The organism is Bacteroidota bacterium (assembly GCA_016718825.1).
In the GTDB taxonomy this organism is placed as follows: Bacteria; Bacteroidota; Bacteroidia; order J057; family JADKCL01; genus JADKCL01.
The window spans coordinates 21,327-27,987 of sequence record JADKCL010000057.1; the positions used below are offsets into that span (position 1 = coordinate 21,327).

The 6,661-nt window shown below is 50.5% G+C and carries 8 protein-coding genes; 4 read left to right on the forward strand and 4 right to left on the reverse strand.

Annotated elements, in window-relative coordinates; genetic code table 11:
* Positions 1–50: 50 nt before the first annotated feature.
* From IPN95_28525 to IPN95_28540, 4 genes are all read right to left on the reverse strand, one after another.
* The gene (locus IPN95_28525; GenBank protein ID MBK9453269.1) at positions 51–1,259 is read right to left on the reverse strand and encodes a tetratricopeptide repeat protein; all 1,209 of its coding nucleotides are present in this window, start codon (positions 1,257–1,259) and stop codon (positions 51–53) included.
* 37 nt (positions 1,260–1,296) lie between these two features.
* Positions 1,297–2,457, reverse strand: a complete 1,161-nt coding sequence (locus IPN95_28530) for an SH3 domain-containing protein (protein ID MBK9453270.1) — start codon at positions 2,455–2,457, stop codon at positions 1,297–1,299.
* A 108-nt stretch (positions 2,458–2,565) separates the two neighbouring features.
* A complete protein-coding gene (locus tag IPN95_28535; protein MBK9453271.1) occupies positions 2,566–3,033 on the reverse strand; it encodes a J domain-containing protein in 468 nt (155 codons plus the stop codon).
* Positions 3,030–3,380, reverse strand: a complete 351-nt coding sequence (locus IPN95_28540) for a TerB family tellurite resistance protein (protein MBK9453272.1) — start codon at positions 3,378–3,380, stop codon at positions 3,030–3,032. Before IPN95_28540 ends, IPN95_28535 begins: the two co-directional genes overlap by 4 nt.
* A 116-nt stretch (positions 3,381–3,496) precedes the next feature.
* Between IPN95_28540 and IPN95_28545 the strand changes: the two genes are divergently transcribed.
* From IPN95_28545 to IPN95_28560, 4 genes are read left to right on the forward strand one after another with little or no spacing between them, the layout of a single operon-like run.
* Complete coding sequence (locus tag IPN95_28545) at positions 3,497–4,012, forward strand: ATP-binding protein (protein MBK9453273.1); 516 nt, start codon at positions 3,497–3,499, stop codon at positions 4,010–4,012.
* Entirely contained in the window at positions 4,009–5,028 is a 1,020-nt protein-coding gene (locus IPN95_28550; protein ID MBK9453274.1) for a hypothetical protein, read from the forward strand. The genes IPN95_28545 and IPN95_28550 overlap by 4 nt, the downstream gene beginning before the upstream one ends.
* 54 nt (positions 5,029–5,082) lie before the next feature.
* Positions 5,083–5,760 (forward strand): hypothetical protein, encoded by a 678-nt coding sequence (locus tag IPN95_28555; protein ID MBK9453275.1) that lies wholly within the window; start codon positions 5,083–5,085, stop codon positions 5,758–5,760.
* Positions 5,761–5,767: 7 nt separating this feature from the next.
* Positions 5,768–6,289, forward strand: a complete 522-nt coding sequence (locus tag IPN95_28560) for a TIGR00725 family protein (GenBank protein ID MBK9453276.1) — start codon at positions 5,768–5,770, stop codon at positions 6,287–6,289.
* The last annotated feature ends 372 nt before the right edge of the window (positions 6,290–6,661 follow it).

Sequence of the window (6,661 nt, forward strand, 5' to 3'; positions counted from 1 at the left end):
TCAATTTTGGAGGGTCTGTTGACAAATCTTCAGGGCATGCCGAAATTTCTTCAGTCGCAGGCAATCTTTTTCAGCGCAAGGTATTCTGAATCACCATAAAAATCGATGAATCCGAGGTCCTTGGCAGTTTGCAGGTCTTCGCAGGCTTTGGTCGGTTTCTTCATTTCGTGATAAATGGCGGCGCGGTACAAGAAACTTCGGGGTTCGAATTCGTCAAGTTTGATGGCTTGTTGCACATGTTTCAACGCAGCCTCCGTATCCCCTGATTTCAAAATTGCATAACCGAGATTGGCATGGGCAAAAGCCAGATTGGGGGAAGTCTGCACCAAAGGCGCCAGAATTTGTCGTGCCTTGGAAAAATCTTTCGACAGGATATAAAGGTATCCCAACTGATCCGAAATTCCTGTCTCATTGGGCTGAATCTTCAATCCGGCCAACAAATCGGATTCGGCTGCTGCCCAATTGGTATCACGCATCATCAACCAAGCGCGGGTCAGATAGGCGTCCCAGGCGAGGGAATCCTTGGAGAGGTATCGCTCCAAATCCTTCAAAGCTGCGCTGCGGTCGCCCATGGCATCCAAAATCATGGCTCTACTTGCCAGAAAGCCATATTCCTCGGGTTCCAACTGAATCGCCAAGTCGATGTCGGATTTTGCATGGTCGAGGTCGCCTGCGGCTTCAAAAGCTGTTGCTTGCGCTGCATATCCCATTGCGGCATCGGGTGCGAGCCTGATCGCAGTGCCGGCTTCCTTGATGGCCTGCTTGGGATTGCCGGCAATCAAAAAATACTCCGAGCGCAGGCAATACAACTCGGGATCGCGCGGCGCGAGCCGCTTGGCATCCTCCAAATCCGACCAAGCCTCGGAGAGAATCGCCTCGTCCAGGTACATTTCGGCGCGAAGAAGATAGGCCTCGAGCAGGGTTGGGTCACGCTTGAGGCAAGCGCGCACATCTTTGTAGGCGGACTCGCGCTCGCCCATGGCGTAATACAAGCGCGCTCGCGCCACATACGCTTCCGCGTAGCCGGATTCCAATTCGATGGCTTTGTCAAAGTCCGCCTTGGCGGCGGCGTTTTCCCCGAAGGCAAAAGCAGCAACGCCGCGGTAATAATAAAGGAAGGCTGAATCAGGAAATTCCACAATCGCCGCGTCGCAATCGACCAACAATTGTGCGTAGTCACCGGCAGCGAAACTGCTGTCTGCCTTCGTGATCAAGTCGGTATTTTGGGCCGAAGCTGCAACGCCAAGCAATTGTAACATGCTCAGCATAAAGATAATTGACCAGTGCTTTCTCAAATTAAAGTCCCACAAGCTTGGTGGCATAATCATCCGTTTTGGGGCTGCGTTTCCAGCCAGACTGCTTGAGAAGATCATACCATTCCTGGACCAGATGCGCGGTTTCCGTTTTTGGATGGTCCTTCAAAACCTTTTCGTACGCATCCTTGAATTCCTTTTCGAGGGCGCCGTTGTCTTCGTAGCCAAGAGAGGGGGTGTTGTTCTGACCAAGCAATAAATCAACTGTATAACTGCGGGCCAAAAGCCGAATGGAAGGTACGCTCACAAAAGTAGGATTCTCAACGAGAAAATTGTCCCAAAACACTGCACGGTCGGCCAATTCTTGGGCTGAAATCAGCAATCCGCCGTCTTCTGCCCAGCCTTCTTCGAGCTCCTTCTTGCGTTGCGCAAGAAATTTCTTTGCGGTTTCAGAGACAAACGGCGCAACATCATCGTCAAAAATTCCGGGATTGGGCAAGATCACACACATGCCTTCGGGAAAGTCCAGATAAAGCTTGCAGGCCTTCCAAGCCTCGATTTGTTCGCGCACTTTTGGTGAAGCTTTGCGAATCGCCTCCTCGTCGTACATTGTTTCAAACTCCTGGGCGTCAGGACGCTCATACTGATTGGCATTGATCTTTTCCGCCACCCGATTGACGAATTCTTCCAGTTCAGGAACCGCTTGATCGGCGATCAAGGGCGATTTCCCCTTCATCGAAACCTTAAATTGCGCAACAGCGGCAGCAATTGATTTGCAATCGGTTTTGTCCAATTTGTCAAGCGCCTTTTTGAATTCGGCAATTGACGGATCGATGACCGGTCCGAGCGCACCCAGAAAGATCCAACCCTGCTTTCCGTCCTTCAATTCGACCTTTCCCCAGGGGGCCGTGATGCGTTCGTTGCGTAAAACAACCGTTTCCAGGTCCTTGGACCATTCGCCAAGGTCTTTTACTTGGTCTCCTGTTTTCAAGGAACCCAATACGGCACCTTTCATCCCGGCTGATTCCCGCAGCCGAACGTCATCGTATTTCACCTCCAGCCAAATGGGCGCGGCCTGTTCAATCGTTGCGGAAGAAGCTTGCGGATTGGCGGAGGAGTTGGAATCTTTGTTCGAACATCCTGCAAGAAACGCTCCTGACAAGAAGCAAACCGCCACAAAACCTTTGAATGCAAGTTTTACCATAGAACAAACATAGCGAGTTTCTTGGAATTTACCTTCGGATCAAGCATCGCCTCATTGGGTTCCAGATTTCGGTCCCTTGGCATTGCCCCGATGATATTAGCGCAAGGATCAAACATCCTCGTCCAGCATTCGACCGATCCAGAAAGCCGCAACCAAGGCAGCAAACGTGGAAATTGCTGTCCAAGTGAGATCTCCGGTGAAATTCATGACCATTCCTCCGACAAACAAAGGTAAAATGAGCACCAAAAGCGTGCGGAGCAAGGAATTGGAGCCATCGTCGTGTACGATCGGCATCACAGCCGGCGGATTTTCTGGCCATTCCTCGGATTCATCCGTGTCGCCCTCCCATTCATAGCCCGGGAAATGCGCAACAAAGTCTTGATCGTATTCCAATCTCAACTCCTCATCAGAAAGCGTGTCATACGCTTCCTTGATCTCCAGAAATCGTTCTGTTGCATTCGGATTTTGCGGATTTCTGTCTGGATGATGGACGTGTACCAATTGCCGATAGGCCGCTTTGATGACTTCGGGTTCAGCATCGGTGGCGATGCCCAATATGGCATAGAAATTTTTCACTGAAGGTTTGCCGCCCGGATCCAATCCCCGATTTTTTTTGTGAGTGCCTGCTCTTCAGCACCATATTCGCCATCAGCCATAAAAACATCTCTGAGTAACCTTTGCAGTTTTTCACGGGAATTGGGCCGGCGCAGAAATATCGGAAGCGATTCTTGCAAGATTCTCTCTGACTCCGAGGCATCAAGTGTATCCAGGAAAGCAACCATGGCATCGAGCGTTTCCTTTCCCAACTCTACTGAAAGGTAACGCAGCTCATTGTGTGCACGCTTGCCATCGACGGAAGCTGCCGTCAAAAGCAGAAAGACGAGCCATTGCCTCAGGCTCCATTCATGGGGATCGTGCGACATTTCCATATTCAAAAGTAGTCGAATTCGGCGGTTTCAACCGTGAGGGAGTCAGAATTTTGAAGTTTTTGGACTAACTTGGAGGTCTCTGGGAGCCAAATATTCTCAGAATTATCCAAATGAGTTCCAATCAAGCAGTTGCGATATTGATCACGGGATTGCCCGGGTCTGGCAAGACCTATTTTGCCAAACATTTTGCGCCCGCGATCAATGCCGCCTATTTCAGTTCAGACATCATGCGCAAGTCCAAGGCGCCTGATCATACCTATTCGATTTCCGAGAAACATCATGTCTATGCTGCCTTGCTGGAACGGATGGAACATTCCCTGCGTGCAGGCCAAACAGTGGTCATTGATGCGACTTTTTTCTTGGAAAGTCTTCGCGATGAATTCAACAAAGTCGCCAAAACCACCCATTCCAAAGTGCGCTGGATTGAAGTGCGGGCCAATAAATCTGTCATCCGCGACCGGCTTTCCAAGCCTAGAGAAGACAGCGAGGCCGACTACGGAGTTTATTTGAAGTTGCGGGACCAATATCAACCGCTCAAGGAAAGGCATTTGGTCCTCCATTCCGACAAATACACTTTGGATGAAATGATTGAAAAGGCCAAGGATTGGATGGAGGAAGAAATATGACGCCGGCCGAGATCAAAGCATGGATGGACACCCTGCAGGGGCATCCCGAATTGATCGAAACCCATATTTCGTACGTGATTTTGCTGGACGATTTGGTCTACAAACTGAAGAAGCCCGTTACGTTCAGCTTTTTGGACTTTTCTACGGTGGAAAATCGCGCATTTTACTGCCGTCGGGAATTGGAATTGAACCGGCGGCTGGCGCCTGAGGTTTATTTGGATGTCGTAGCGATTTGCAGGTCTGCGAATGGATTTCTGGTGCGTTCCGCAGACAATACCGAAGGCGAGGTGATCGATTATGCGGTCAAAATGCGGCGTTTGGATGCCAACTTCGAAATGGACCGTGCTTTGCTTCGGGGTGAAATCAAGGTCGAATACCTGAAAGTACTTGCAAGCAAGATTGCCCGTTTCCACCGCGATGCGGAGGTGATTCACAAAGTTTCGCAAAGCAATGCCGCCGACTACAAGGCTGATTTTGAGGACATTTTAGGACAATCATCGGTTTTTGAATCGTTGTTGGGCAACGGGGCAACACTACGGCTGACCAAGGTTGCAGCAGCCTCCAACCATTATCTCGAATCCCATCAAGATTTGATCCATCAGCGTTTGGTCGACGGATTCGTTCGAGATGTGCATGGCGACTTGCATACGCGCAACATTTTTGCCTATCCCGATCCGGTGGTATTTGATTGCATTGAATTCAACGACCACTTCCGGCAAATCGACGTGCTGAACGAAGTGGCCTTTTTGTGCATGGATTTGGAGGCGAATCGGTTTCCAGCCCTTTCCGCAACATTTTTGGAGGAATACGTTGCACGGATGCCGGCGATGCAGGGCCGTGGCGAGCGCTTGCTTTTCGTCTGGTTCAAATGTTACCGCGCCAATATTCGCGCGAAAGTGACGGCGATTGGTGCTTCGCAACCTGGCGATCATCCGGCAGCCAAACAGGAAATGGCGCTTTATCTACGGCTGATGGAGCAATATGCAGCCATTTTGACTGGACAGGAAGCAGAATAGGTTTGTTTCGAGCCTTGACATTCGCTAACATTACCATCTAAAACCAAGGTTCCAATGGGATATTTTGATCGAATCAACGAAGTCTTGGATGCAGCTGCACCCGTCATTATGCTACGCACGACAGAATTCGAGCGGGCCTACGCGGGTCTGAAAAGCTGGTGCAAGGAGGCGGATGCTGTTTTGTACAAATGGAATTGTGTCGAAGGCCTGCTGGAAATGAGCCTGAACTTCGACACGGTGATGTCGGTCGATGAGCGCGTGAGCGATTTGCTCCAAATGCTGGTCGAGGTCGAGCGCCGTCAAGACTCCAACGACATCGAAATGTTTGTCTTCGAAGGTGTCTACGACTTCATGTACCGTGCCGACGTCAAGATTTTATTGCGAAAGCTCACGGTCGATCTTCCCAAATCGGGGAACAAAAAGCGCGTTGTGCTGCTCAATCCCGTTCCGGAGCTTCCTTTGGAGCTATGTTATTCGATTCCGGTATTGGAAATCCCGACGCCTGACGCCAAGGAACTGGGCAAATTGCTGGACAGCCAAATCAAGGTCAATGGCTTGAAAATCAGCACTGACGTCAAAACGGCGATGCTCGAGGCTGCGGAGGGGATGACATTGGAAGCTGCCTCATTGGCATTCAAGTTGGCAGCGATCCGCACGGAATATGGCGAGGAGGCGCCGGCCGTGGTCAGGGAAAGCCGCAACCTCTACCTTGAACCCAAACCCTACGATTGAACGTTTCGTGGAACAACAAAAAGTCCCTTACATCAGCTTGATCGGGCCGTCTGAATCGCAGTGTACACCCGAGATCTATGCATTTGGCGAATTGCTTGGCCATTGTTTGGTCAACAAAGGCTTGGGAATTGTCTGCGGTGGAAAATTGGGATTTATGGAAGCCGTTTGCAAAGGCGGGAAAAAAGCCGAACGTACATTTTGGGGCGCTACCATCGGGATCATTCCCGGTGAAAACCGCGAGGAAGCCAATGCTTATTGCGACATTGTGATCCCGACTGGAATGGGTTTTGCACGCAATGTACTGGTCGTGCGCGCAGGGGAAGCGGTGATTGCCGTTGGCGGCGGAGCGGGTACGATATCGGAGATTGCTTATGCTTGGCAGTTTGGCAAACCGATTTGTGCCGTGGAAGGCATCGGTGGATGGAGCAATGAATTCGCAGGAAAGATTTTGGACAGCCGGTTTGATCGGCCGATAGCCTCCGCCCGAACCGTCGAAGACGTACTCAGCTGGATCGACATGATGTATTGAATGGTTTTGACCGTGGACTAATACAAACTTCATTCCTGAAAAGTCAGAGGTTTGCGCGTGCTGCAAACGTCCCCCTATAAAACACGAAAGGAGGCTTGTGGCCTCCATTTCGGGTGATTCTACTTTTCAAAGTAACCCCAATCCAATTTCCGCAGCGCGGAAGAATTGTTTCGAGGCATTTGCATGATGCATGTTTGCAGGTGGCTGCCGATCGTTAAAAAAAGGCGCGCATCTGTTGGTACCTTGGTTTGATCGTGTGATCAAGTAAGGGCCGCTGAGGTCCTGCATTTGCAACATTGCTGCTTTCGTAGCCTTGATGCATTGATGTCCCATATCCTTCTGTCTGATTCCCCAAGTTCAATCTGTCCGGTT

Bases quoted from the DNA above. Each gene is read 5' to 3' on its own strand.
- IPN95_28530 (MBK9453270.1), bottom strand. From the start codon at position 2,457: ATGGTAAAACTTGCATTCAAAGGTTTTGTGGCGGTTTGCTTCTTGTCA.
- IPN95_28525 (MBK9453269.1), bottom strand. From the start codon at position 1,259: ATGTTACAATTGCTTGGCGTTGCAGCTTCGGCCCAAAATACCGACTTG.
- IPN95_28545 (MBK9453273.1), top strand. From the start codon at position 3,497: ATGAGTTCCAATCAAGCAGTTGCGATATTGATCACGGGATTGCCCGGG.
- IPN95_28540 (MBK9453272.1), bottom strand. From the start codon at position 3,380: ATGTCGCACGATCCCCATGAATGGAGCCTGAGGCAATGGCTCGTCTTT.
- IPN95_28550 (MBK9453274.1), top strand. From the start codon at position 4,009: ATGACGCCGGCCGAGATCAAAGCATGGATGGACACCCTGCAGGGGCAT.
- IPN95_28555 (MBK9453275.1), top strand. From the start codon at position 5,083: ATGGGATATTTTGATCGAATCAACGAAGTCTTGGATGCAGCTGCACCC.